Here is a 21944-nt window from a genome sequence, read left to right as displayed (position 1 = left end):
TTTTGCTTCGGCCTTTCCTGCTTTTCCAGTCCAACCCAAAGAAAGTGATCTCCATGAATAGGACCAATCCTGGCGTCGCCATCGTCACAGGGGCATCCAGCGGAATCGGGCACGCAACGGCCAAGGCCCTGCAGAGCGCCGGCTTTCGCGTGTTCGGAACGAGCCGTCGCGCGGTCTCCAAGAAAACCGACGGCATTACCATGCTGACCTGCGACGTGACCGATGACGCATCCGTAGCGAAGCTGGTCGATCAGGTGCTGGCCGATGCCGGGTGCATCGACCTGCTGGTCAACAATGCCGGCATGGGTCTGCTCGGCGGCGCGGAGGAATCCTCGACTGCGCAGGCCCAGGCTCTGTTCGACGTGAACGTCTTCGGTGTCATCCGGATGATCAACGCGGTGCTGCCGATCATGCGACGTCAAGGAAAGGGCAGGATCGTCAACTTGAGCTCCGTGCAGGGGTTCATCCCCGCCCCCTATTTCGCGCTTTATTCGTCGACCAAACATGCCGTTGAAGGTTATTCCGAATCGCTTGATCACGAACTGCGGTCGTTCGGAATTCGCGTCGCGTTGGTCGAGCCGGCCTATACCCGGACTTTGTTCGAGGACAATCTCGCCAGGCCGGACCAGGTGCTTGATATCTATGACGCCGCGCGCGCCGGCATGACCACAGCCGTGCGGAAGGCGATGGAAAAAGGCGATACGCCCGAAGTGGTGGCCAACACAGTTTTGGCGGCCGCGACCGATCCCACTCCGAAGCGGCGCTATGCAGCGGGAAAGATGGCGCGCCAAGTCAGTTTCCTGCGCCGTTTCGTCCCCGCATCGGCATTCGACAAGAGCCTGCGAAAGCAGCTCGGGCTGCCGGCCTGACGACAGAGCCTTCCACTCCAGCCGCCTCGCCTCCAGGTCATAGCCGCCAGCAATTAGCTGTTCGCTACTGACCGCATATAAGCATTTCCTGTTGCAATCCCCGGAAGAAGAAGGTTCATTAAAATTTCCGGGGAGAATAAAATCGTGCATCGGGGTGTGGTGCGGCTTCTTCCGAAGCCCAAGGTTTCTATATTCATTTGCGGTTGTGGGCATACGGGATCGACCTTGCTCGCGCGGATACTGGCTGCCCATCCGGATGTCTTCGCCATTCGACGCGAGACAAGCGCTTTTGTCTCCCCAAATGGCGCGCGATGGGCCAAGCTAAGCCTGGTTTTATTGCAGGCGGCCATTTCACGCCGCACAGTCTGGGTCGAAAAGACTCCGAACCATATCCACTACACAAGGCAGATCGTCGAGACGATCCCAGGCGCGCGCTTTATCGTCGTCACGCGCGACGGCAGGGATGTCGTGGCTTCGCTCGGACAGCGTTACGAGGGCGATTTCGACAAAGCTTTCCAAAGATGGATCGCCGACAGCAAGGCCTCGATGCTGCGCGTCGAAAAGGGCGAAAGCATCCTGTGGCGCTATGAGGACTTCATCGAAGCGCCGGCGCTTTCCATCGAACGGCTGTGCCGCTTCATCGGCGTTGCCTTCGATCCGGGCATTCTGAACTATCATCGACAGCCCGTCGTGTGGGGGCGGGAAAAGGCGGTTCGCACGGCGCATTCCGCCCGCCGGCACGCGCAGGTGAACCAGCCGATCACCGACTACAGAGGCAACTGGCGGTCCAGCCTGCCAACGGAAGTGGCTTGCCGCTTCACGGCCGGCGAAGCGCGGGAAATCATGGACTATTTCGGATACGCGCAGGCCGAACATTCGGGTGATGTCGATCACCACGCCTAGGCTTAGTCGAGAACCGACCGTTTGATTAGCGCGGGAGCAGCCGAGAGACCTTGAGCCGTGGCGCGAAGAAGCAGCGCAGATAGGGCTGGTTGGTTATGACGTAATGGTTCTCGCAGATATGGTATCGGCCGTCCGGCGATTCCTGCACGCGCTCTGGCGGGATGTTGAAACCATCGGGAAGATAGACATAGCTGCCGTCGGCCCCGGATTGCACGGCAGACTCAGCGATGGGGCGGCAATCCGTGCCGCCGCAACATTTGAAATTGGTTACCGGGTCGACCTTGTTTTCGTACCAGTCATGGGCGTTGGCGCCTGTCGCGGCGGCAATCCACATGGCTGTGACGATGACCCTTCGCATGGCATTCCTCGACGAGGCGGAGGCATTGCTCATCGGGTGTAATGTATATTGGCTTCCCGCCGGAAGCGCCATGTTTAGCGAGGCAAGCGACGTTCAGCACCGATGGACGGCAAGGGTGACACCGAAGCTTCGAACCGGGGCTCCGGCCTTGCCCGATCACACCAGTCTTTGCCCACCGTCGATATGGACGGTCTCGCCGGTCATGAATTCGTTCTGCATCAAATAGAGATAGGCGGGCGCGACGTCGGCGGGCCTGGCGATCCTGCCAGCCGGGATGCGCGCGCCCATCTGCTCGAAATAGCCTGCCTTGGCCGCGCCGACGATCTCGTCCCACATTTCCGTATCGACCCAACCGGGCGAGACGATGTTGACGCGGATCGGCGCGAGCTCCAGCGCCAGCGCGCGGGCGAAATAGCTGAAGGAACCGGCGACCGCCGCGACCACCGAGCCGCCCGGGATCGGCGGGCGGTCCTTGTTGATGCCGGAGGTGAAGATCATCGAGCCGCCCTTGTTCAGCGTGCGCACGGCATGCTTGGCCAGCATCACCGCGCCGATCAACTTGCTGTCGACGAAGCCGCGCACGAAATCCATGTCGGTCTCGCCGATCGGATCGTTCGGCGGCGGCGTGCCGGCCGTCGCCACCAGATGGTCGAAGGAGCCGGCCGCATCGAAGAGGCGGGCGACGTCCGCCTCGTTCGCCATATCGGCGGCAATGGCCGTCACGCGCCCTGCCCCGTCGAGCCGCTTTTCGGCGGCCTTCAGTTTTTCCTCGGAGCGGCCGACGATCACGACTTCGGCGCCGTTTTCCAGCGCCGCGGCCGCGACGCCGTAGCCGATGCCGGAGCTGCCGCCGACGACAATGATCTTCTTTCCATTGAGCGAAGTCATGGGGAGACTGGTCATGGGTCTTCTCCGTCTTTCCGTGATGGAATGAAATCAGGCGCGGCCGGCGTGGGCGGCCGCGATGTCGGCGAGGATGATCTTCTTCATCGAATACATCGCCTGCCGCGCCCGGTCGGCCTTTTCGCGGTCCGGGTCGTTCATCAGCCGCAGGGCTTCGCTGGGAATGACCTGCCAATAGACGCCGAACTTGTCCTTCAGCCAGCCGCAGGGCTGCTCCGAGCCGCCGCCGGCGGTCAGCGCGTTCCAGAAATAGTCGGTCTCGGCCTGGTCTTCGGTCTCGATGTAGAGCGAGATGCGCTCGTTGAAGGGCGGCACGCCGCCGGCGTTGAGCGCGGTGAAGCGCTGGCCTTCCAGTTCGAAGTCGAAGATCGCGTGCGGCTTGTCGGTGAACTCGATGGTCTGCAGCGCGCGACTGTTCCTGAAAACGGACAGATAGAAGTCGCGCGCGGCTTCGGCGTCCAGGTTGAACCAGAGGAAGGGGTGAACGGTGGCCATGATGTCCTCGCAGGTTTGATCTTAAGTGAGCATTGATCACAAATTCTGTGAGGATTTTTGGCTGGAAAAAGCTCGACGGACAAACCAAAGTTTGGCAAGGATTTGTTACCAACACTCACAAATCGATCTGACCATGACCCGCAGACTGCCGCCGCTCAATGCCCTCCCGGCCTTCGAGGCTGCCGCCCGGCACCTGAATTTTTCCAGGGCCGCGGACGAGCTCAATCTCACCCATGGCGCCGTCAGCCGGGCGATAAAACATCTGGAGGAGCAGCTCGGCGTGCAGCTCTTCGAACGCGCCACGCGCTCGGTGCGGCTCACACCCGTCGGCGAGCCCTATGCGCTGGCCGTGCGCGAAGTGCTCGATCAGTTGGCTGTGGCCACAGCCACAGCGACGTCACGCCATTCGAACGCGACCTTGAACGTCAGCACCTCGGACGGCTTTGCCGGCAAGTGGCTCGTGCCGAGGCTCTACCGTTTCCACCGCGCGCATGGCGACATCGACGTGCGCGTCTCGACCACCGGCAAGCTGACCAATTTCCTTGGCGACGGCATCGACGTCGCCATCCGTTATGGCGGCGGGCATTATCATGGGCTGACGTCGGAATTCCTCACCGGCGAGGAGGTGTTTCCCGTCTGCAGCCCGAAGCTCTTGGAGGGTCCGCATCCGCTGAAGCTGCCCGAGGACCTCAAGCACCACACGCTGATCCGCGACGGCTACCGCATCGACTGGGCGGCATGGCTTGCCAGCGCCGGCGTCAAGGGCATCGACCCGAACAGCGGACTGACCTTCGATTCCGCCACCTTCGCGGTGGAGTCGGCGGTGCAGGGCGAAGGCGTGGTGCTCGGCCGCACCATGCTGGTTTCCGCCGACCTCGCCACTGGCCGGCTGGTACGGCCGTTCGACCATGCGCTGAAAGCGGTCTCCAGCTTTTATCTCGTCTACCCGCCGGAGGCGATCCGCCAGCGCAAGGTGAAGGCGTTTCGCGATTGGCTGTTCGAGGAGATCGGGCCGGGCTGAAGCAACGGCTTGCCAAAATCCTCAGCCTTGCGAAGACGTGCCGATTGCGCGATGCTGCGCAACCATGGCTGGCGAGTATCTGGACCACAAATTGGAATGCCCGTTTTGCGGCACCATCCGTTTGCAAATTCCGGCCGATGCTCAACCCGAAACGGCGATCCATTGCGCCGAGTGCGGCAAATATCTCGGCTCATGGGATGAGCTTCAAACCGATTTCGAGCTCCAAGGCGGCACGGACGGCGTGTTCCGGCTGGATAAGGGGCGTATCCAGAAGCTTAATTCCAGCCGATGACCAGCCGCTGCTGACGGAGCCCATGGGGCTCAGACCGGAACGCGCCCAACAGGGCAACCGACGGCATGGGCGGGGGGCGTTGGGGAGCCGCCGGTTACCAGAACGAGGGGCCATGGAATGAGAAAAATGCGCAGGCCCTGATACAATAATGCCAGTTCTCCGCGTTCATGGAAACTGGTTTCCAGCTTAAAATTCAAATGTATATGGGGGAAAGCGCACGCTCGCGATGATCTTCGTGCGGCTCCCCGCGACAGGAACCACATCGGCCGTGCCGCGTCATAGAGACAGGCTCTTGTCGCGATCCTGGAGTGACGTCGGTGGTCAGGTTGCTTGTTGTCGTTGCATTGGCGCTCGCACTCGCGTGCGGCGGGACGCTGGCAGCCAAGCTCGACCTCGCTGCCGTCAACCAGGCGCAATTCAGCGAGGGCGAGCCGAAGGGCGTCGATCCGATGGTGCTCAGAGCGCAGATCCTTCTCGATCGCGCCCGCTTCTCCCCCGGTCTGATCGACGGCCGCCTTTCGAACAATTTTTCCAAGGCCGTCACGGCCTTCCAGGCGGCGAACGGACTGCCCTCCGACGGCAAGCTCACCCGGGAGACCTGGGACAAGCTCGCGGCGACTTTTTCCGGCCCGGTGCTGATAAACTACGAGGTCGCGGCCAAGGATGTGCGCGGGCCGTTCACCAGGCGCATTCCCGCCCGCATGGAGCGGATGGCGCATCTGAAGCGGCTCGGCTATCGCAACGCGCGGGAAAAACTGGCGGAGCGTTTCCATGTCAGCGAACAGGTGCTGAGGCTGCTCAATCCCAAAACCGGTTTCAGAACGGCCGACACCACGCTGGTGGTGCCTGATGTCGGCCGCGGCGATCCTCCCGCGACCGTCGCCAGCGTCGAGGTCGACAAAGGCGCCCGCCAGGTGCGCGCGCTCGATGCGTCAGGCAAGGCGCTCGCGGTCTATCCCGCCTCGATCGGCAGCGAGGAAAAGCCGGCGCCGAGCGGCGCGGCGGAGATCAAGCGCGTCGTCCACAATCCGACCTATCATTACAATCCGAAGTTCGCCTTCAAGGGGGTGAGGAGCAAGCGGCCCTTCACCATCGCCGCGGGGCCGAACAATCCGGTCGGGGTCGTCTGGATCGATCTCTCGGTCGAAAGCTACGGCATCCACGGCACGCCCGATCCGGGCAAGATCGGCACGACCTTCTCGCATGGCTGCATCCGGCTGACCAACTGGGACGCCGAAGACCTCGCCGCCATGGTCAAGCCCGGCACCAAAGTCGACTTCGAGCAGGAGACGGCGCAAGACGGGCAGGCGCAGTGAGATGCCGGCGGGTCGCGAGCCCGCCAAGCTGTAACCTGCTGCATAAATCCAGCTTATCATAACCCCCAGTTTTTGAAGACGTTACACGGGCTTTCCCCGCCTGTAGCTTCGGCGGCGCTCGTTCAACAATGATACGGTTTCGGCGGTTTGATGAAGACACATGCGCGGGTGGTGATCGTTGGCGGCGGATGCGTCGGCGCCGGTATCCTCTATGGCCTGGCCAAGCGCGGCTGGACCGATGTCGCGCTGCTGGAGCGCACCCAGCTCACCGCCGGCTCGACCTGGCATGCGGCCGGGCTGATCCCGTCCTATGCCCGCAACATCAATGTCGGGCGGATGATCAACAAGACCATCGAGATCTATGAAGGGCTCGAGGCCGAGACCGGGCAGCCGGTCGGCTGGCACAAATGCGGACAGCTGCGCATCGCCAATTCCAGGGACCGCCTCGACGAATACAAGAGCTATATGAGCGTCGCCGAGGTGCAGGGCATGCGGGCGCAGTTGCTGACGCCGGACGAAGCCCGCAAGCTTTGGCCGCTGCTCGACAACAAGGAAATGCTCGCCGCGCTCTACCATCCCGACGACGGCCATATCGCGCCGGCCGACGTGACGCATGCCATGGCCAAGGGCGCGCGCGATCTCGGCGCCAAGGTCTATCTCAACACCGAGGTGACCGGCTTCAGGCGAACGCCGGGCGGCGAGTGGCTGGTCGAGACCAACAAGGGCGACATCACCTGCGAGCACGTGATCACGGCCACCGGCAATTACGCGCGCCAGACCGGCGCGCTGCTCGGCCTCGACATCCCGGCGATCCCAATCCTGCACCAGTACTGGATCACCGAGGCGGTGCCGGAGGTGGTGGAACGCAAGCGCTCGGGGCGGCCCGAAATGCCGATCCTGCGCGACGAGGGTTTCGAGGGCTACCTGCGCGAAGAAGGCGACGGACTGATGTTCGGGCCTTACGAACGCACCGCCAATCTGAAGCTGTTCGCCGAGGACGGCGTTCCCGACTGGTTCGGCGCCGATCTACTCGAAGAGGATTTCGAGGCGGTGTCATGGAACTGGGAGCAAGCGCTGCAACTGGTGCCGGCGCTCGGACGCGTCGGCATCAAGGCCAATGTGCGCGGCCCGTTCCAGATGACGGCGGACGAGCTGCCCTTGATGGGTCCGGCTTGGGGCCTGCCCAATGTGTGGCTGGCCGAGGGCGTGCCGGGCGGCATCCTATGGGGTGGCACGATCGGCTATTATCTGTCGGAGCGGATCGTCGAGGGCGCCAACAGTATCGACACCTCCGACCTCGACCCGCGCCGCTTCGGCGACTACGCCAACAAGGAATGGACGCGCGCGAAGGTGCGCGAGGCCTGGGGCACGCATGCCGAGCAGAAATATCCCGGACAGGACATGCCCGCCGCCCGCCCGCAGAAGACCGCTCCATCCTATGACAGGCTGACGGAACTGGGTGCCGTCTGGGGCGTGCTCAATGGCTGGGAGATGCCCAACTGGTTCGCCCGCGACGGGGTCGAGGCCAGGGACCAGCATAGCTGGCGCTGGACGCCGAAGGGCAACCTCGTCGGCGAGGAGGTGCTGGCGGTGCGCAACGCCGCCGGCCTGGTCGAGATGACGCCGATGACCAAGTTCGAAGTGTCGGGACGGGGCGCGGTCGCCTGGCTGGACGGGATCATCGCCAACCGCCTGCCGGCGGTCGGCAAGGTGACGCTGGCGCATCAGCTTACCGCCAACGGTGGCGTCCAGGCGGAATATATGGTGGCGCGCCTCGGCGAGGACCTGTTCTACCTGATCTCGACGCCGCGCGCCGAGCGCTGGAATTTCGACGATCTGTCCAGGCTGCTGCCCGCCGACGACAGCGTGTCCTTGAAGAACGTCACCAACGATCGCGGCTGTTTTACCGTGGTCGGGCCAAAGGCCCGCGAGGTGTTGCAGCCGTTGACTGAGATCGACCTTTCCAACGAAAGTTTTCCGTGGTTCGGCGTGAAGACCGGCAATGTGGCTCTGGCCAGCGACGTGCGGCTGCTGCGCGTCAACTATGAAGGCGAGCTCGGCTGGGAACTCTACCATCCCCTCGCCTACCAGCGTCAATTGCTCGACGCGATCCTGAAGCAAGGCGAGAAGCACGGCATGCGGCTGGTCGGGCTGCATGCGCTGGAGTCACTGAGGCTCGAGAAATCCTATCGCGCCATGTACCGCGACATGAACCCCGAGCTCAACGCGCTGGAGAGCGGGCTGGAGCGCTTCATCCGCCTCGACAAGGGCGACTTCGTCGGGCGCGAGGCGGTGTTGAAATACAAGGAGCGCAACGACCAGCGCCGCTCGGTGACGCTCAGGATCGACACCGAAGGTGCAAGCTCCCTTGCTAATGAAGGGCTCTACAGCGATGGCGCGCTGGTCGGGCGCATCACGTCGGGCGGCTATGGCTATGCGCTCGGGCATGACGTGGCGCTGGCACTGCTGCCCGAGCGTTTTTCCAAACCCGGCACGAAGCTCGACGTCGCGATCCTGGGCGAATGGAAGACGGCGCAAGTGATCGCGGATTCGCCTTACGATCCGACCTCGGCCAGGGCGCGGATGTAATAGGCGGGGCCTGCAAAGGCCCCCGTTGCCGACGTGTCCTTCCGAGGGAAGCCCGTATGCGTATCGATCGGATCAACGTCTATTCGGCGCAACTGCCTGTCAAAGGCGGTGTCTACCGCATGGCCAGCGCCGACGTGGAAGCGCTGGACTCCACGCTAGTCGAAATCGTCAGCGATGATGGTTTTGCCGGCTGGGGCGAGACCTGTCCGATCGGCCCGGTCTACCAACCGCATCATGCGCTTGGCGCCCGCGCCGCGATCGCCGAGATCGCGCCGGGCCTGATCGGCTCGGAGGTCGCCTCGATCAGGCTGCTGGCGAAACAGATGGACGAGCGGCTCAACGGCCACGGCTACGCCAAGGCCGCATTCGACATGGCGTTCCTGGACCTGCTCGGCCAAAAGCTCGGCGTGCCGGTCTCGACGCTTTTGGGCGGCGCGCTGACCGACCGCGTGCCGGCCTATTATTCGCTGATCGTCGGGGCGCCGGACGAGACAGCGAGGATCGCGGCCGACAAGGTGAAGGCCGGTTACCCGCGCCTGCAGGTCAAGATCGGCGGGCGCAACCTCGAAGAGGATGTCGCCGTCGTCCACAAGGTCTGGGAAGCGGTCGCCTACAAGGCTCGGCTAGCGGTCGACGGCAATCGCGGCCTGACGGTGGCCGCCGCGATCCATCTCGACCGACTCTGCCAGCAAATCCCCTTCGTCTTCGAACAGCCCTGCAACACGATGGACGAGATCGCGACGCTGAAAGGCCGCGTCACGCACCCGGTCTATCTCGACGAAAGCACCGAGGACCAGAACGCGGTGCTGCGTGCGATCTCGCTCGGCATCGCCGACGGCTTCGGCTTCAAGGTGACGCGACTCGGCGGCCTCACCAAGATGACGACGGTGCGCGACCTCTGCGCCATCCGCTCGCTGCCGCACAGCTGCGACGACGCCTGGGGTGGCGACATCATCGCGGCGGCCTGCGTGCATCTTGCCGCCACGGTCGAGCCGCGCCGCATGGAAGGCGCCTGGATCGCGCAGGAATACATCAAGGGGCACTTCGACCAGAAGCACCCGGTCGTCATCAAGCAAGGTCACATCGCCGTGCCGCAACGGCCGGGGCTGGGCGTGAAACCGGAGCCCGGCATGTTCGGCAAAGCGGTGGCGATATACGGGCCGTAAGGGGCAAGCGGCGGGCAGCCAGGCTTACGATTCGGATCGGAATGGCCGCGGACGTGGCCGATAATTTTCAGCGCCGTCCCCCGCCTGCGCGATTGTCGCCACGCCCGGCATGTTGACCGGCAGCACAGCAGCCGATCACTTCGCCGACGGAACGGATCGTTCCGCCCCGTCCAGCGTTCTTGTGACACGCAAGGAGGAAGCGGCCATGGATGACGATCGGATCGAGAAGATCAGACAGCGTGCCTATGAGATCTTTCAGCGCGAGGGCAGCATCCTCGGCAATCAAGAGCGACACTGGCATCAGGCGGAGATGGAGATCGACCGGGAGGCCGCCCTGCCGCTCACGGCAGGCGACGCGCTGCCGGAAACGCGCGAGGTCGACAGCACGGATGTGCTGACGGTGGAGGCGCTCGCCATGCGCACCGGCATTTCGGGCGACGAGGCGCAGGAACTGCTCGACAGGCTGGGCAACGACCGCGCGGCGATCGAGCAGGCGGCGCGAGATCTGCGAGCACGCAAGCGCGGTGTCGATTAGTGGCGCTGCATAGGGATTTTGACCGGTCGGCTCCGTTTGCATTGGCAGGTGGCATGCGTTGGAGATTGGCCGAAACGCCCATCGCGATCGTCATTCCAGGGCGGAGCAGGAGCGAAGCTCCGTCGCGAAGACCCTGGAATCCATGCCGTCACCTTCGCCAAGGCGTGCAACGGAGCAGAATTCTGCACTGTGGCGGCGCTTCCAAGTCACGGAATGGATTCTATGGTCTGCGCCGCGTCGCTTCGCTCCTTGCTCCGCCATAGAATGACGACGTTGGGGGGCGGCTTCAAGCAACCCCCGGCGTTTGCGCTGATTTCACGCAAATGAACGGAAAATCTTGCACCAAGAGGCGGTTGGCCAGCCAATCGGACCGGCCACAGGTGGCACTCTCCGCCCGGTTGACAGGGCAAGCGCCTCGCCCTAGTTTTCGCGTTAGTGGCCACTAACGCGAAATACTGGACAGCGCTCGGCGATCCGACGCGACGCACGATCTTCGAACTGCTGGTCGACCGCCCCAGCTCGGTCAGCGGGCTCGCCAATGCACTGCCCGTGACGCGGCCGGCGGTCTCGCAGCATCTGAAGGTTCTCAAGGATGCCGGGCTGGTGGCCGACACGCGCTCGGGCAAGGAACGCATCTACCGGATCGACCCGGACGGCCTCGCGGCCTTCCGGGCGGAGATCGACCAGTTCTGGGTGAAGACGCTCGCGGCCTACGCGCAGCTTGTCGAGCAACCGACGGAGGACGAAACATGATCAAGCAGCCGGCACCGGCGCCCGTGAAACATTCCGTCGTCGTCGCGGCGCCGATCGCACGCGCCTTCAAGGTGTTCACCGAGGATTTCGGCAGCTTCAAACCGCGCGAGCACAACCTGCTTGCCGTCCCGATCGCGGAAACGATCTTCGAGCCGCGGGTCGGCGGCCATATCTATGATCGTGGCGTCGATGGCTCGGAGTGCCGCTTCGCCCGCGTGCTCGCCTACGATCCGCCGAACCGGCTGCTTCTAAGCTGGGACATCAGCCCGCGCTGGCAGATCGAAACCGACCTCGCCCGCACGAGCGAGTGGGAAGTCCGCTTCACGGCCGAAGCGGAAAACCGAACCCGGGTCGAAATCGAGCACCGCCATATCGAACGGCATGGCCAAGGCTGGGAAAGCGTGCGCGGCGGGGTCGACGGCGATCAGGGTTGGCCGCTTTATCTTCAGCGGTACCAGGACCTCTTTTCCCGGGCAGCCTGACAGGGCCACCCGGTACCGCAGGGCATGGCCCCATACGACAGCGATTGAAAGGAGCGCGGAAAATGGAAGCCTATTGGTTGAGCACCCTCGGCGTGCTTGCGCTCTGCCTCCTGTCGGTGGCGCTGGCGGTCTTTTCCGGCTCGTCCAAGGGATTTGCCGGCAAGCTTTCAGGTCCGGTCGTCCCGGCGGACGACGACAACCGGCTCTACCGGATCGACCGCGTCCACATGAACTCGGTCGAGGCGCTGGCCCCCTTCGTCGTGCCCGTGATGCTGGCGATGATGGTCGGCGTCGGGCCGGCGACGCTCGCCGTGCTTGTCTGGGTTCACCTGGCGATACGCCTCGTCCATATGGTCATCTACCTGCGTGGCGGAAACGCCGCCAAGGGCGGCAGCGTCAGGACGATCCTCTATGTCTCGGGCGCGCTGGTCACGCTTGTCCTCATCCTCGTGACGGGATGGGCGGCGCTTCGCTGAGCAGCGCTGGCTTTTCGCTTCGTCGGCGGAACCCTCGCCCCGATCAGAGGTTCATCCCCTGTACAACCATAGGAGATGCGCCATGGACCACACCAGCCACGTAAGACTGACCAATGCCGAGCTCACGCCCGACATCCTCGAAGGCGCGGCCATCTACGGCCCCGATGACGAGAAGATCGGCTCGGTCGACCACCTGCACGGCAGCCAGATCGTCATCGATGTCGGCGGCTTTCTCGGCATCGGCGCCAAGCCGGTGGCCGTCACCGCCAGCCAGCTCGATTTCATGCGCGACGAGGACGGCGACGTGCATGCCGTCACCAATTGGACGAAGGACCAGTTGAAGGCGATGCCGGAGCATCGCGACTGAACAGGAACGCTTCGCAACTGTGAATCAATCAAGAGAATCCGGCCGGGTCGGGTCGGGTTTTTTTGCGCGGCGCGGTAAATTGGCGCTCGGCGGCCTGCACCTGGCCGCCGTGCTCAACGAGACGCTGGCGGCGGACAAGTAGGCTTGACTATCGGCGCCCGGCCGCGACGAGACCGGCGCAGAGACCCACATTGATGGTGGCGGCAGCCGCAAGCGTGGTCAGGACGAGGTTGCCGCCGCCCATACCCAAAAGCAGCGCTCCGATCGAGGGCGCCGCCGCCTGGACGATGAGGCTGGGCGTCGCGAGCTTGCCCATCAGTACCGCGTATTGCTGCGGGTCGAACAGCACCAGCGGCAGCGCGCCGCGCGCGATCGTATGGATGCCATTGCCGGCGCCATAAAGGATCAAGGCGAGAGCAACGAAAGTCTGGCTCGCCAGGAGCAGCCAGATTCCGGCGGCAAGCAGCGTTACGGATGTCAGCATCGTCCAGATCGGATGGTGCCGGTTGCGGCCGATCAGCAGCTCCGCCACCCTAGCGCCGACTTGCGACGGGCCGACCAGCGCGCCAAGTCCGACGGCGGCTGCCAGGCTCGCGCCGCGCAATTGCAGCAGCGTCAGCAGATGGACGGAGAGCATGGACGCGACCAGTGCGGCCAAGGTCTGAATGGAGGCCAGCAGAATGAAGCGCGCCCGCGCCCTGCCGGTGGTCGATGCCTCTTTCGACCTGTCTTTGACCGGCGCAGGCGCGGCAGCCGGAGGCGACGGTATTATCCACAGATGGAGCGGCAAGCAGATTGCCAAATGGATCGCGGCATAGGCAAGGCAGGCCGTGCGCCAGCCGCCATGCTCGACAAGGAAGGCGCTGAGCGGCCAGCAGACGGTGCTGGCAAAGCCGCCGAAAAGCGTCAGGTTGGTGATGGCGCCGCGCGCGCCCTGTCCATAAAGGCGGCCGAGCGTGGCGAAGCCGGCATCGTAGAGGCCGCCCGACATACCCAGACCCATGAGCAGCCAGGCAATCAGGTAAAGGGGATAGTCGGTCGCCGTCGCCAGCAGCGAATGCGCGGCCGCCAGCAGCAGCGAGCCGGCGGCAAGCACCGGCCGCCCACCGTGGCGCTGGATCAGCCGCCCGGTGACGGGGGACACCAGCCCGGCAAGCAGGAGCCCGCAGGACAGGCCGGCAACGACGGAGGCGAGCGACCAACCGGTATCCCTGGCAATCGGCGCGGCAAGCACCGCGGGCAAGTAGTAGGACGATCCCCAGGCGAGGATCTGCGTGACGCCAAGAGCCGTAACGAGGACGCGGCGGTTGTGTGCGATGGGCGCGGTGGCTTCCAATCAGGCTTGCCCCGGCGCATAGGCGACCTTCTCGCCATCCTCCTTGACGAACTCGCGCACCGGATTGTCGAGCAGCGGCAGCACCGCTTCCGAAGGCCGGCATAGTTTTGTCCCTTTCGGCGTCTCGACGATGGGCCGGTTGATGAGGATCGGATGGGCGAGCATGAAATCGACCAGCTCGTCGTCGCTCCATTTCGGGTCGGCAAGGCCGAGCGCGTCGTAAGGCGTTCCCTTCTCCCGCAGAAGCGCGCGCGGGGCGATGCCCATCGCCCCGATCAGTTCGAGCAGCCTTTCGCGAGCCGGCGGCGTCTTCAGATATTCGATCACGACGGGGTCTTCGCCGCTGGCCAGGATCATGGCGAGCGTGTTGCGGGAGGTGCCGCAGTCGGGGTTGTGATAGATGGTGACCGTCATGGCCCTGCTTTCGAAGGTTGCTGGATGTTGCCGGGCCGCAGCAGCCAGCCCATCAACGCCAGCGCGATCAAGGCGCCGAGCAGTTCGGCGACGACGAAGCCAGGCAGATCGAGCGGCCTGATGCCGGAAAAAGTGTTGGTCATCGAACGTGCCAGCGCTACGGCCGGATTGGCGAAGGATGTCGAAGCGGTGAACCAGTAGGCGGCGGTAATGTAGAGGCCGACCAGCCAGGGCACGGCCTTGAGATCGAAACGCAGTCCGGCAAGGATGACGGCGACCAGCCCAAATGTCGCGACGCCTTCGGAGAACCACTGTGCCGGCCCGGCACGCATCTTGGTTGCGACCTCCAGCATCGGCAGGGCAAACATGAGATGCGCCGCGATCGTGCCGGCAATGCCGCCGGCGACCTGGGCGATGAGATAGGCGGGAAGATCGCGGGCGGGCAGCGACCGGTTGAGGCAGAGCACCAGCGAAACGGCCGGATTGAAATGCGCGCCGGAGATCGGCCCGAGGATGGTTATCAGAACCACCAGCATGGCGCCGGTCGCCAGGGTGTTTCCGAGCAGCGCCAGCGCGGTGTCATGCGTCAGCGCCTCGGCCATGATGCCGGAGCCGACGACCGTCGCCACCAGCAGGCCGGTGCCCAGGGCTTCGGCGGCGAACCGGCGCGGCAGATCGAAGGCATTCATCGGCTGGCCTTGGGCTGGGCGATGGGCGCGGCGGTCATTGGCGGGTCCCCTCGCCCGGCTGGCAGCAAGGTGCTGCAAGCGCCGGCACGCAGATTTCCGGAAGGCCCGAGCAGCAATCCTCCATCAGGAACCGGATCAGTCCGGACAGCGCGTCGTACTCGGCGCTGTAGACGATCGAGCGGGCATCACGCCGCGCGGTCACGAGGCCGGACCGTTCCAGTTCCTTGAGATGGAAGCTGACATTGGACGGCGAGACCTCGACCTGTTCGGCGAGCGAGCCGGCGGCGATGCCTTCCGGTCCGGCGACGACCAGCAAGCGCAGCAGGCGCAGGCGTGTTTCCTGCGACAGGGCGCCAAAGGCAATCAGGGCTTGACGTTCATCCACGTTTCAATAATCCTTGAAATATTGAAACGAGGAATAGCCGACATGCTCTCTTCTGACAATCGGAAAATCGATTCCGTCCCGCCGATGGATCCCTCCGACCTGACCATCGGCGATCTGTTGGTAGCGCTGGCCGATCATAAGGACAGGCCACTGGTGTTCCGCTATGACGGGCGGCCGGTGAAGCCGGGCTATCATGTCACCGAGGTGAAAGCGGGACAGTTCTCGGCACTGGATTGCGAGGCGAACCCGGAATCCTGGTCGGAGATCTTCGTCCAGCTATGGGACGTGGACGAAGGCGGGCCGGTCCATATGCCGGCCGGCAAGTTCGCGGCGATCATCCGCAAGGTGGCGGACCATGTGGCGCTCGATCAGACGGCGAAGCTGACCTTCGAGGTCAGTGACGGCATGCGCCCCATCGAACTGCACCGGGCAGCCCAGCCGAGCCTTGTTGGCGGGACCGTCGAGGTCGAGCTGTCGCCACGGCCGTCAAGCTGCAAGCCGCGCGACCGCTGGCTGGAAGAACAGAAGGCAGCGAGCAACGCGTCACGTTGCTCGCCCGCGGGCGAGGCCTGCTGCAGCTGAGCCGACCGAACCAAGGTCCGTCCTCTTGACCGCCCCCTCGCATGGGACGAGCATGAAAGCTGCCTGAGATGGAGCTTTTATGGATTCAAGCGAGCTTTTGACCCGCATGATCCGCGCCGGCGCCGGCGAAATCCCCGCCGATGTCGTGGTCCGTAACGTGCGGCTGCTCGATGTCGTCACCGGCACGGTGACGGAGACCGACATCGCCATCGTCGGCGACCGCATCGTCGGCACGCATGCCCGCTACGAGGCTGAACGGGTGATCGACGGGCGCGGCCGCTTCGCGGTGCCCGGCTTCATCGACACGCACCTGCATATCGAATCCTCGCTGGTCAGTCCGCTCGAATTCGACCGTTGCGTCCTGCCGTACGGCATCACCACCGTGCTTTGCGATCCGCACGAGATCGCCAATGTGCTGGGCGCCGAAGGCATACGCTATTTCCTCGACTGCGCCGAGCAGACCATCATGGATGTGCGCGTCAACCTTTCGTCCGGCGTGCCCGCGACCGAGTTCGAGACTTCCGGCGCGAGGCTCGAGGCGGCCGACCTTTTGCCGTTCCGCGCCCATCCCAAGGTGGTCGGGCTCGCCGAGGTCATGAACTTCCCGGGCGTGCTAGCGGGCGAGGCCGGCATGATCGCCAAGCTCGACGCCTTTGCCGACGGTCATATCGACGGCCATGCGCCGCTGCTCAACGGCCAGCGGCTCAACGGTTATCTCGCCGCCCGCATCCGCACCGACCACGAGACCACGACCGCGGCCGAGGCGCGCGAAAAGCTGGCCAAGGGCATGGCCATCCTGATCCGCGAGGGCTCCGCCTCGAAGGATCTCAACGCGCTGGCCGAGATCCTCGACGCCGACACGTCGAGCTTCGTGGCGCTGTGCACCGACGACCGCAATCCGCTCGACATCGCCGAGGAAGGCCATCTCGATTCCTCGATCCGGCGGCTGATCGCCAAGGGCTGCCCGCCGCACCATGTGTACCGCGCCGCCAGCCATTCGGCGGCGCGCATCTTCGGCCTCACCGATCGTGGCCTGGTGGCGCCCGGCTGGCGCGCCGACATCGTCCTGCTCGACCATCTCGAGGACTGCCGGGTGAGCGAGGTGCTTGCTGCCGGGCGGCTGGTGACGCCGGAACTTTTCGAGACGCGAAAGGCTGTCAGGCCGGTCGGCCTGTCGTCAGTCAAGGCCAAGCCGGTGACGCCGCAAGCCTTCCGCGTCGAGGCAAGGTCCGACCGCAACCAGACGCCGGTGATCGTCGTCAAGCCCGGCCTGCTCATCAGCTTCCGCGAGGACGCAGCGCTCCCCGTCGCCGAGAACTGCCTGCAGCCGGATATCGAGGCCGACATCCTCAAGGCGGCGGTGGTCGAGCGGCACGGCAAGAACGGCAATATCGGCAAGAGCTTCGTCAAGGGCATCGGGCTGAAACGCGGCGCGATCGCCTCCTCGATCGGCCATGACTGCCACAATATCACCGTGGTCGGCGCCACCGACGCCGACATGGCGCTGGTGGTCAATCGGCTGATCGAGATGGGCGGCGGCATGGCGGTGGCGGACGATGGCGTAATCACGGCGGAGTTGTCGCTGCCGCTGGCCGGACTGATGAGCCTCGAACCCTTCGAGACGGTGACGCATGCGATGCACGAATTGCGCGAGGCGACGCGGGCAATCGGCTGCACCATCCCCGAGCCGTTCCTGCAGGTGGCGTTCCTGGCGCTCCCCGTCATCCCGCATCTCAAGCTCACCGACATGGGCCTGTTCGATGTCGACAAGTTCGGGTTCGTCGAGTGAGATTTCGAGGATCGGACGAGCGCGTCTCATTCGTTGAGTTCGCCGGTCGCCGCGATCGCCCCTGAGACGATTTCGAGCACATTGGCGTCGGTCTCGTCCGGTGGTCCCTGAGCGCGACACGGTCTGCAAGCTGCAAGCCGCGTGTGACCGCCGACTGAACGAACAGAGGTGGGCTGCAGGCAGTTCGTGCTGGGGAGCGAGCCGTTTGCCGTTGACCCTGCGAACGGTCGCGCGGCGCCTTAAAGCGCGTCGCGCTGAAGCGGATTCAGGCGACGCGCTTTAGGGCTTTGCTTTCATGCATGTCGTTATCGCAAAACCGCTGCACACTTTTGCGCGACATGCATTAGAATCTGATCATGCCATTGGCCTGCAACAAATAGAGGCCCACGAGAACGATGGCGATCAGCGCCAGCCAAACGGCTGTCCTGCTCATTCGCGAAATCCCTGCTGGTCCGGCAATGAACGCGCTCGCGGCGGTTGCGTTCGATGCGTGCTGGGTTGCACGTCGCCCAGGGCAGGACCAAGTGACGAATTGGTGGAACGGCCGCGCGTCAGTCCTTCGGCGCGTTGCTGTAGAGCGCCACGCCGACGCGGTCGTTGCGCCGCCACCGCACCAAAGCGCGATAGGCCATATCGTCGGCCGGAACCTCGAGCAGGAAGCGGTCCGGGATCTCGACATCGGCGCCGACGCGCAATTCCGCGCCCTGCTCGTGCTGATTTCTGACCGAGCAGCCGATCCTGACGCCGGCGGCGGTGATCGTGGCTTCCTTGAGCACGAATTCGCGCGCATGACGACGGCGTTCGGTCTCGGGATAATCGGCCATATCCGGCAGCTCCTCAGGCAAGGTTCTCCTTGCCCCGGGGCAGCACCATAGCAGCGAGGCGTTTCCGTTCCGTTAGCGATCACTGAAACGGTGGTGTGCCTGTTTGATATGCCGGCCGGGTCCACGGATGGAGCGTTCACGCCTGAGCGTTCAGCCGGCGACAACGACACCGCTCGCATGCAGCACCCAGCGGCGGCCGTCGCTGCGGAACTCGGTGAGCGACAGCGGCTCGATGTCGATCTTCCAGACCGAGGAAAGCGGCGCGCCCAGAACATGCAGCATGGCCGCGCGGATCGGCACGGCATGCGTCACCGCGATGGTGTGACCGCTCTCGCCGGCCAGGCGCTCCATCAGCGCAGCGCCGCGCCGGGCGACGGCGGCAAGCGATTCGCCGCCATGGGGCGCCGCGTCCGCATCGGCGAACCAGGCCGCCATGCCTTCCGGATCCTCTGCCTGCACCTCTTCGAAGCCTTTGCCGGCCCAGCGCCCGAAATCCTGCTCACCAAGCAGCGGCTCGACCGTCGCCTCGAGGCCGAGCGCCTCGGCCGTCTGCCGCGCGGCAAGCGCCGGGCTCGTCCAGACGCGGTCGGCGCGGCGCAGCGAAACGGCCAGCGCGCCGGCGCGATCGAGGGCGCGCGGCTCCAGCCCCTCGTCACTCGGAAAACGCCCCTTGCGCATGGCCTGCGTCGCGCCGCTTGCGATCATCGTCAGGCGGGCGAGCATCCCAAAACTCCGTGGTTCAGTGAAATTTCGGCCGCGCGAAGCCGCGTTGGCCATTACATGTCGTTGACAGGCGAACGAAGTGCTGACAAGTGTTTTAGCGCTATACGGGATTGGAAGCCGGTGCGAGTCCGGCACGGTCGCGCCACTGTGATCGGCACCAGCCGAAAGTCAGGCCTTATTCCGCAGCATTGTTCGATCAACGGGACGCAGTATCCCACGGGAGGTCAATATGTCCGACACCACCTTCGCCCCCAGCTACGGTCCGGTTGCGATTCCGGTTCGTGAGCTTCTGCCTTGGGCCATCTTCGCCGGCCTGCTCCTGATGCTGATGATCTATTTCGTCGGGGCGGAAGAAGGCGCGACGTCGCTGATCCGCGGCACGATGGTGCACGAGTTCGTGCATGACGGCCGCCACTTGCTCGGCTTCCCCTGCCACTAAAGCGGTTCAGCATCGCTGAACTCGCTTTCGATTCTGGCTTAACGCAATTCCGGACGGAAAACCGCCAATCATTTTTCCCTGGAATTGCCGTAAGGGATAAACTGACATGGTCGGAAAACTTTTGCTGCGCGGCATGCTTGTCGGGCTGGTTGCGGGGATTCTGGCGTTCGCCTTTGCCCGCGTCTATGGCGAGCCGCAGGTCGACAAGGCGATCGCCTTCGAGGAACAGCAGGCCCAGGCGGCCGGCGAGGCGCCGGAGCCCGAGATGGTCAGCCGCGTCACGCAGGCCGGCATCGGCCTGGCAACCGGCGTGCTCGTCTACGGCGCCGCCCTCGGTGGGCTGTTCTCGCTGGTCTTCGCCTATGCCTATGGCCGTCTGGGTTCGCTTGGGCCCCGCGGCACTTCGGCGCTCATCGCCCTGCTCGGCTTCCTGGCCGTGATCGTGGTGCCCAGCCTCAAATACCCGGCCAACCCACCCGCGGTCGGCAATGCTGAGACGATCGGCTACCGCACCGAGCTGTTCTTCATCATGATCGTGATCTCGATCGCGGCGATGGTGGCGGCGGTCGGCTTGGCGCAACGGCTGTGGACCCGGCTCGGCGCCTGGAACGCCTCGATCGTGGCTGGGCTCGCCTTCCTGGTGGTCTTCGCGCTGGTGAAGGCAGCCCTGCCCGACATCAACGAAGTGCCGGAGAACTTCTCGGCGACGGTGCTGTGGCAGTTCCGTGTCGCCTCGCTCGGCATCCAGCTCGTGCTATGGACCGTCGTCGGGCTCGGCTTCGGCGCGGTTGCCGAGCGCGTCGTCGCGGTGCGCGACCAGCGCGGCCCTGCCCGCCGCTACGCCTGAAATCCCATGCGTCGGCCGCCGCGGTTCCTTGCCCTGGCGGCCATTTTCTTTTTGGCGATCTGGCAGTCACTTCTGATCGCCATCCCGGCCGAGGCGCATAGCGGGTCTTCCGCCCCGCCTCCTCCGGGCATCCAGATCCCGGGCCTAACCCACGGCCAGATGGCCGTGATCGCCCGCTATCGCGGCGAGATACTCGAGCTCGCCCAGCGCCAGACAGCGACCGATCCGACCTTCCGGCGGCTCTACAATCACGGCAACCTGCAATACACCTACTGTCTCTGGGGCCTGATGCCGGGAAGCCTCGGCGACGAGGAGAGCCCGTTCAACGAATGCAGCCACGCTTATCTTGCCACCGCCAAGGCGCTGCTGACCCATATGGCGACGATGCCCTCAGCCGAACGCAACGCGAAAGCACTGATCTCCGACATCGATGCCGACATGGTGCGCAGCGGCGCGTCCTGGATCCTATGCCAATATAGCGGCGAGGCCTTCAGTACTGGCGCGGTCGTCGAGCCCAGATGGCGCGACATGGTTTTCCACCTGCCGAGCCTCAGCGTGCTGCTTGCCACGATAGCGGCGCTCGTCGCCGTCGCATGGTCGATCTTCGGCACACCGCGCGCCCGCACGGCCTAGGTGTTTCACTGTTTCACGGAACGGCGAAGCGCGCTCGGCCAGGCGATCGGCACCCTTTTGGCGCGGCCGGCCATGGCCGCCGGCGTCGAGCCGTTCAGCGCCATGGCGCTGCGCTCGGGCCTCGCCGTGATCCTGTTCATCGCGCTCACGGCGATGCCGTTCGGCGGGGCAAGCGGAGGCCGTCCAGTTCGGCACCGTCGGGCTGGCCGTGCCTTTCGCCTTCGTCGGCACCTCGCTCGGCATGATGGCCGCTGCGCAACGGCAATGCCGGCATCATCTCGACGCTGTCCTTGATGACGACGGTCATCATCCTGCCGATGGTGTGGCTGCGTAGCGGGCAAAGGCCGGCCGCCTGGGCCGGCGCGCTGCTGGCCATCGCCGGCACAGCGCTGATCAGTTTGAGGTAAACCCGCCCTGCTACCCGAAGGCCTGATGCAATGCAGCGCCAACCAAAATCAATCCGGTCCCGATCTCCAGAAAGGCTGCTACACCGGCTGCGCTCGACCCAAACCGTTCGAGCATAGCCACCGACCCGCTGCGGAACAGCACCGCCAGCAGAACGACAATGCCGAGCGTGATCGCCACGCCGGCCATCATTGCGGCGGCGAAGACCAAGCCCGCCCAGGGCACGCCGCGCGCGATGGCGAAGGCCATGACGAACAGCGTGAGCGGGCAAGGGATTGTATGGACTGGGGACATCGCGAACAGGTGTGCGAAGACATCGCGAACAGTTTCCCATGCTAGCGCTGGAACTGGTT

28 protein-coding genes, 1 pseudogene and 1 riboswitch are annotated in these 21944 nt (G+C 64.5%); of the genes and pseudogenes, 17 read left to right on the top strand and 12 right to left on the bottom strand.

What is annotated here, in order from left to right; genetic code table 11:
• The first annotated feature begins 53 nt into the window (after positions 1–53).
• Together FJ956_RS25000 and FJ956_RS24995 are read left to right on the top strand one after the other, a co-directional pair.
• Positions 54–869: an oxidoreductase gene (locus FJ956_RS25000; protein WP_140681314.1), complete on the top strand. Its 816-nt coding sequence runs from the start codon at positions 54–56 to the stop codon at positions 867–869.
• Between the two features lie 144 nt (positions 870–1013).
• On the top strand, positions 1014–1772 hold the full coding sequence (locus FJ956_RS24995) for a sulfotransferase (RefSeq protein ID WP_348641096.1): 759 nt from the start codon (positions 1014–1016) through the stop codon (positions 1770–1772).
• A 25-nt stretch (positions 1773–1797) separates the two neighbouring features.
• On the opposite strand, the gene FJ956_RS24990 is transcribed toward FJ956_RS24995, so the two are convergent.
• The 3 genes from FJ956_RS24990 to FJ956_RS24980 all read right to left on the bottom strand — a co-directional run bounded on the left by FJ956_RS24990 (position 1798) and on the right by FJ956_RS24980 (position 3528).
• Entirely contained in the window at positions 1798–2130 is a 333-nt protein-coding gene (locus tag FJ956_RS24990; RefSeq protein ID WP_140681310.1) for a hypothetical protein, read from the bottom strand.
• Between the two features lie 156 nt (positions 2131–2286).
• A complete protein-coding gene (locus tag FJ956_RS24985) occupies positions 2287–3033 on the bottom strand; it encodes an SDR family oxidoreductase (protein WP_140681308.1) in 747 nt (248 codons plus the stop codon).
• Positions 3034–3066: 33 nt separating this feature from the next.
• Entirely contained in the window at positions 3067–3528 is a 462-nt protein-coding gene (locus FJ956_RS24980) for a VOC family protein (RefSeq protein WP_140681305.1), read from the bottom strand.
• A 133-nt stretch (positions 3529–3661) separates the two neighbouring features.
• On the opposite strand from FJ956_RS24980, the gene FJ956_RS24975 reads away from it, so the two are divergent.
• The 10 genes from FJ956_RS24975 (at position 3662) to FJ956_RS24930 (ending at position 12525) form a co-directional block, all read left to right on the top strand.
• Positions 3662–4549 carry a transcriptional regulator GcvA gene (locus FJ956_RS24975; RefSeq protein ID WP_140681298.1) on the top strand — a complete coding sequence of 296 codons (888 nt, stop codon included), beginning with the start codon at positions 3662–3664 and terminating at the stop codon, positions 4547–4549.
• 64 nt (positions 4550–4613) lie between these two features.
• Positions 4614–4841 (top strand): hypothetical protein, encoded by a 228-nt coding sequence (locus tag FJ956_RS24970; protein ID WP_140541733.1) that lies wholly within the window; start codon positions 4614–4616, stop codon positions 4839–4841.
• Positions 4842–5158: 317 nt separating this feature from the next.
• A complete protein-coding gene (locus FJ956_RS24965) occupies positions 5159–6157 on the top strand; it encodes a L,D-transpeptidase (RefSeq protein WP_140681290.1) in 999 nt (332 codons plus the stop codon).
• 150 nt (positions 6158–6307) lie between these two features.
• On the top strand, positions 6308–8746 hold the full coding sequence (locus tag FJ956_RS24960; RefSeq protein ID WP_140681283.1) for an FAD-dependent oxidoreductase: 2439 nt from the start codon (positions 6308–6310) through the stop codon (positions 8744–8746).
• A gap of 56 nt (positions 8747–8802) precedes the next feature.
• Positions 8803–9912, top strand: coding sequence for a mandelate racemase/muconate lactonizing enzyme family protein (locus tag FJ956_RS24955; RefSeq protein WP_140681276.1), 1110 nt, complete (start codon positions 8803–8805; stop codon positions 9910–9912).
• Between the two features lie 205 nt (positions 9913–10117).
• Positions 10118–10447 carry a DUF2934 domain-containing protein gene (locus FJ956_RS24950; protein WP_140681269.1) on the top strand — a complete coding sequence of 110 codons (330 nt, stop codon included), beginning with the start codon at positions 10118–10120 and terminating at the stop codon, positions 10445–10447.
• Positions 10448–10882: 435 nt separating this feature from the next.
• The gene (locus FJ956_RS24945; RefSeq protein WP_140681262.1) at positions 10883–11200 is read left to right on the top strand and encodes a metalloregulator ArsR/SmtB family transcription factor; all 318 of its coding nucleotides are present in this window, start codon (positions 10883–10885) and stop codon (positions 11198–11200) included.
• Entirely contained in the window at positions 11197–11682 is a 486-nt protein-coding gene (locus FJ956_RS24940) for an SRPBCC family protein (protein ID WP_140681254.1), read from the top strand. Before FJ956_RS24945 ends, FJ956_RS24940 begins: the two co-directional genes overlap by 4 nt.
• 62 nt (positions 11683–11744) lie before the next feature.
• A complete protein-coding gene (locus tag FJ956_RS24935) occupies positions 11745–12158 on the top strand; it encodes an MAPEG family protein (protein WP_140681246.1) in 414 nt (137 codons plus the stop codon).
• Between the two features lie 82 nt (positions 12159–12240).
• Positions 12241–12525 carry a PRC-barrel domain containing protein gene (locus FJ956_RS24930; RefSeq protein WP_140681239.1) on the top strand — a complete coding sequence of 95 codons (285 nt, stop codon included), beginning with the start codon at positions 12241–12243 and terminating at the stop codon, positions 12523–12525.
• A 148-nt stretch (positions 12526–12673) separates the two neighbouring features.
• On the opposite strand, the gene FJ956_RS24925 is transcribed toward FJ956_RS24930, so the two are convergent.
• The 4 genes from FJ956_RS24925 to FJ956_RS24910 are packed head-to-tail and all read right to left on the bottom strand — an operon-like array spanning position 12674 to position 15349.
• Positions 12674–13861, bottom strand: coding sequence for an MFS transporter (locus FJ956_RS24925; RefSeq protein WP_140681232.1), 1188 nt, complete (start codon positions 13859–13861; stop codon positions 12674–12676).
• Positions 13862–14275 (bottom strand): arsenate reductase (glutaredoxin), encoded by a 414-nt coding sequence (gene arsC / locus FJ956_RS24920; RefSeq protein ID WP_140681223.1) that lies wholly within the window; start codon positions 14273–14275, stop codon positions 13862–13864. It abuts the gene before it with no gap.
• Entirely contained in the window at positions 14272–14964 is a 693-nt protein-coding gene (locus FJ956_RS24915; RefSeq protein WP_140681221.1) for an MIP/aquaporin family protein, read from the bottom strand. The genes arsC and FJ956_RS24915 overlap by 4 nt, the downstream gene beginning before the upstream one ends.
• A 34-nt stretch (positions 14965–14998) precedes the next feature.
• On the bottom strand, positions 14999–15349 hold the full coding sequence (locus FJ956_RS24910; RefSeq protein WP_140681220.1) for a metalloregulator ArsR/SmtB family transcription factor: 351 nt from the start codon (positions 15347–15349) through the stop codon (positions 14999–15001).
• Positions 15350–15391: 42 nt separating this feature from the next.
• Here FJ956_RS24910 and FJ956_RS24905 point away from each other — a divergent pair, with 42 nt between their 5' ends.
• A complete protein-coding gene (locus FJ956_RS24905; RefSeq protein ID WP_140681213.1) occupies positions 15392–15931 on the top strand; it encodes a DUF6428 family protein in 540 nt (179 codons plus the stop codon).
• A gap of 79 nt (positions 15932–16010) precedes the next feature.
• Positions 16011–17720 (top strand): adenine deaminase, encoded by a 1710-nt coding sequence (gene ade / locus FJ956_RS24900; protein ID WP_140681205.1) that lies wholly within the window; start codon positions 16011–16013, stop codon positions 17718–17720.
• A 551-nt stretch (positions 17721–18271) separates the two neighbouring features.
• Here ade and FJ956_RS24895 read toward each other — a convergent pair.
• Positions 18272–18544: a PilZ domain-containing protein gene (locus FJ956_RS24895; RefSeq protein WP_140681198.1), complete on the bottom strand. Its 273-nt coding sequence runs from the start codon at positions 18542–18544 to the stop codon at positions 18272–18274.
• Between the two features lie 150 nt (positions 18545–18694).
• Entirely contained in the window at positions 18695–19267 is a 573-nt protein-coding gene (locus FJ956_RS24890) for a histidine phosphatase family protein (RefSeq protein ID WP_140681191.1), read from the bottom strand.
• An 85-nt stretch (positions 19268–19352) separates the two neighbouring features.
• Positions 19353–19496: riboswitch (adenosylcobalamin (AdoCbl) riboswitch) on the top strand.
• Between FJ956_RS24890 and FJ956_RS24885 the strand changes: the two genes are divergently transcribed.
• The 3 genes from FJ956_RS24885 to FJ956_RS24875 all read left to right on the top strand — a co-directional run bounded on the left by FJ956_RS24885 (position 19497) and on the right by FJ956_RS24875 (position 21186).
• On the top strand, positions 19497–19706 hold the full coding sequence (locus tag FJ956_RS24885; protein ID WP_140681183.1) for a CbtB domain-containing protein: 210 nt from the start codon (positions 19497–19499) through the stop codon (positions 19704–19706).
• Positions 19707–19812: 106 nt separating this feature from the next.
• Positions 19813–20553 (top strand): CbtA family protein, encoded by a 741-nt coding sequence (locus tag FJ956_RS24880; protein ID WP_140681176.1) that lies wholly within the window; start codon positions 19813–19815, stop codon positions 20551–20553.
• A 6-nt stretch (positions 20554–20559) separates the two neighbouring features.
• The gene (locus tag FJ956_RS24875) at positions 20560–21186 is read left to right on the top strand and encodes a hypothetical protein (RefSeq protein ID WP_140681168.1); all 627 of its coding nucleotides are present in this window, start codon (positions 20560–20562) and stop codon (positions 21184–21186) included.
• A gap of 5 nt (positions 21187–21191) precedes the next feature.
• Here the strand turns inward: FJ956_RS24875 and FJ956_RS31065 are convergent, their stop codons facing one another.
• The 3 genes and pseudogenes from FJ956_RS31065 to FJ956_RS30640 all read right to left on the bottom strand — a co-directional run.
• Positions 21192–21326, bottom strand: coding sequence for a hypothetical protein (locus FJ956_RS31065; protein WP_281405634.1), 135 nt, complete (start codon positions 21324–21326; stop codon positions 21192–21194).
• 5 nt (positions 21327–21331) lie between these two features.
• Positions 21332–21493 (bottom strand): hypothetical protein, encoded by a 162-nt coding sequence (locus tag FJ956_RS24870; protein ID WP_181170304.1) that lies wholly within the window; start codon positions 21491–21493, stop codon positions 21332–21334.
• A 110-nt stretch (positions 21494–21603) separates the two neighbouring features.
• Positions 21604–21944 (bottom strand): annotated as a pseudogene (locus FJ956_RS30640) (hypothetical protein); the annotation flags it as partial.

This window comes from Mesorhizobium sp. B2-4-3 (assembly GCF_006442815.1).
In the GTDB taxonomy this organism is placed as follows: domain Bacteria; phylum Pseudomonadota; class Alphaproteobacteria; order Rhizobiales; family Rhizobiaceae; genus Mesorhizobium.
This window is presented reverse-complemented; position numbering and strand designations above follow the sequence as displayed.

Coding starts and splice junctions, on each gene's coding strand:
- FJ956_RS25000 (WP_140681314.1), top strand. CDS start 54: ATGAATAGGACCAATCCTGGCGTCGCCATCGTCACAGGGGCATCCAGC.
- FJ956_RS24990 (WP_140681310.1), bottom strand. CDS start 2,130: ATGCGAAGGGTCATCGTCACAGCCATGTGGATTGCCGCCGCGACAGGC.
- FJ956_RS24985 (WP_140681308.1), bottom strand. CDS start 3,033: ATGACCAGTCTCCCCATGACTTCGCTCAATGGAAAGAAGATCATTGTC.
- FJ956_RS24980 (WP_140681305.1), bottom strand. CDS start 3,528: ATGGCCACCGTTCACCCCTTCCTCTGGTTCAACCTGGACGCCGAAGCC.
- FJ956_RS24975 (WP_140681298.1), top strand. CDS start 3,662: ATGACCCGCAGACTGCCGCCGCTCAATGCCCTCCCGGCCTTCGAGGCT.
- FJ956_RS24970 (WP_140541733.1), top strand. CDS start 4,614: ATGGCTGGCGAGTATCTGGACCACAAATTGGAATGCCCGTTTTGCGGC.
- FJ956_RS24960 (WP_140681283.1), top strand. CDS start 6,308: ATGAAGACACATGCGCGGGTGGTGATCGTTGGCGGCGGATGCGTCGGC.
- FJ956_RS24955 (WP_140681276.1), top strand. CDS start 8,803: ATGCGTATCGATCGGATCAACGTCTATTCGGCGCAACTGCCTGTCAAA.
- FJ956_RS24950 (WP_140681269.1), top strand. CDS start 10,118: ATGGATGACGATCGGATCGAGAAGATCAGACAGCGTGCCTATGAGATC.
- FJ956_RS24940 (WP_140681254.1), top strand. CDS start 11,197: ATGATCAAGCAGCCGGCACCGGCGCCCGTGAAACATTCCGTCGTCGTC.
- FJ956_RS24935 (WP_140681246.1), top strand. CDS start 11,745: ATGGAAGCCTATTGGTTGAGCACCCTCGGCGTGCTTGCGCTCTGCCTC.
- FJ956_RS24930 (WP_140681239.1), top strand. CDS start 12,241: ATGGACCACACCAGCCACGTAAGACTGACCAATGCCGAGCTCACGCCC.
- arsC (WP_140681223.1), bottom strand. CDS start 14,275: ATGACGGTCACCATCTATCACAACCCCGACTGCGGCACCTCCCGCAAC.
- FJ956_RS24915 (WP_140681221.1), bottom strand. CDS start 14,964: ATGAATGCCTTCGATCTGCCGCGCCGGTTCGCCGCCGAAGCCCTGGGC.
- FJ956_RS24905 (WP_140681213.1), top strand. CDS start 15,392: ATGCTCTCTTCTGACAATCGGAAAATCGATTCCGTCCCGCCGATGGAT.
- ade (WP_140681205.1), top strand. CDS start 16,011: ATGGATTCAAGCGAGCTTTTGACCCGCATGATCCGCGCCGGCGCCGGC.
- FJ956_RS24895 (WP_140681198.1), bottom strand. CDS start 18,544: ATGGCCGATTATCCCGAGACCGAACGCCGTCGTCATGCGCGCGAATTC.
- FJ956_RS24890 (WP_140681191.1), bottom strand. CDS start 19,267: ATGCTCGCCCGCCTGACGATGATCGCAAGCGGCGCGACGCAGGCCATG.
- FJ956_RS24885 (WP_140681183.1), top strand. CDS start 19,497: ATGTCCGACACCACCTTCGCCCCCAGCTACGGTCCGGTTGCGATTCCG.
- FJ956_RS24880 (WP_140681176.1), top strand. CDS start 19,813: ATGGTCGGAAAACTTTTGCTGCGCGGCATGCTTGTCGGGCTGGTTGCG.
- FJ956_RS24875 (WP_140681168.1), top strand. CDS start 20,560: ATGCGTCGGCCGCCGCGGTTCCTTGCCCTGGCGGCCATTTTCTTTTTG.
- FJ956_RS31065 (WP_281405634.1), bottom strand. CDS start 21,326: ATGAACAGGATCACGGCGAGGCCCGAGCGCAGCGCCATGGCGCTGAAC.
- FJ956_RS24870 (WP_181170304.1), bottom strand. CDS start 21,493: ATGACCGTCGTCATCAAGGACAGCGTCGAGATGATGCCGGCATTGCCG.